The sequence below is a fragment of the Barnesiella sp. CU968 genome, from assembly GCF_905219685.1.
Classification (GTDB): Bacteria; Bacteroidota; Bacteroidia; order Bacteroidales; family Muribaculaceae; genus Lepagella; species Lepagella muris_A.
Genome location: NZ_CAJMXD010000584.1, coordinates 1 through 1,176, shown reverse-complemented (window position 1 = coordinate 1,176; position 1,176 = coordinate 1). Strand labels below are relative to the sequence as shown.

Sequence of the window (1,176 nt, the reverse complement as noted above, 5' to 3'; positions counted from 1 at the left end):
CCCCCACCTCAACGACAGACCTTTCTTCCTCGAACCTTACAACGAGCTTAAGAACTTAATCAACAATAACAGCTTATGAAGAATCTGCTACTCACGGCGGTCTTAGGATGCGCCGCCATCACAGCCTCGGCGGAATCACCCCGCTGGCTGCGCAATGTCGCAATTTCTCCCGACGGGGCTACAGTCGCCTTTACTTACAAGGGCGATATTTTCACGGTTCCGGTGAAGGGAGGCAAAGCCACCCAGCTAACTTCCAACCCGGCTTACGACACCGCACCGATATGGAGTCCTGACGGCTCGAAAATCATTTTCTCCAGCAACCGCGAGGGTTCAATGGATATTTTTTCCATCAACGCCACCGGCGGAACTCCGGTAAGGCTGACCACCAACAGCGGATCGGAGACCCCGATAGCTTTCCTCAATGACCACGAGATTCTTTTTTCGACCTCAGGCATGCCCTCCAGGGAGTCTTCACGCGCCCCTTTCCTTAACCAGACATGGAAACTCGACATCTCCGAACCGGGATTGCGCCCGCAGCTCTTCCTCTCACTTCCGATGGGAGCTGCAAGCGTGTCGGAATCAGGCAAAGTGCTCTATCAGGACAAGAAGGGTTTCGAGAACATATGGCGCAAGCACGAACGTTCTTCCGGCACTTCCGACATATGGCTCTACGACAACGGCAGATTCACCCAGCTGACAAAATTCAACGGACATGACCTCAACCCGGTCTGGAAGGCAGACGGAAATTCCTTCTTCTTCATCAGCGAGGAAGACGGCACTCTCAATGTGTATGAGGCAACCGCAGACGGCAAAAGCAAGAAACAGCTGACCAGGTTTGCCAAACACCCGGTGCGCCACCTTTCCGCCGCCGGCAACGGCACACTCGCGTTCTCATGGGACGGTGACATATACACAATGCGCCCAGGCAGCGAGCCACAGAAACTCGCAGTGGAAATCATCGCCGACCAGTATGACGGAGACCGTGTGAAGTATTTCACCGACCGCGGCGCCACGACCATGGCAGTCTCTCCCTCCGGCAATGAGCTTGCTTTCGTTATACGCGGCGATGTATACGTGACAGATGCCAAATACAAGACTACCAAGAGAATCACCGACACTCCGGCACAGGAACGTTATGTGTCTTTCTCAAAAGACGGACGCACACTTGTATATGAC

1 pseudogene is annotated in these 1,176 nt (G+C 54.0%); it reads left to right on the top strand.

Annotation, left to right across the window (positions count from 1 at the left end):
• Nucleotides 1-75: 75 nt before the first annotated feature.
• Nucleotides 76-1,176, top strand: a pseudogene (locus JX312_RS13855) (PD40 domain-containing protein); the annotation flags it as partial.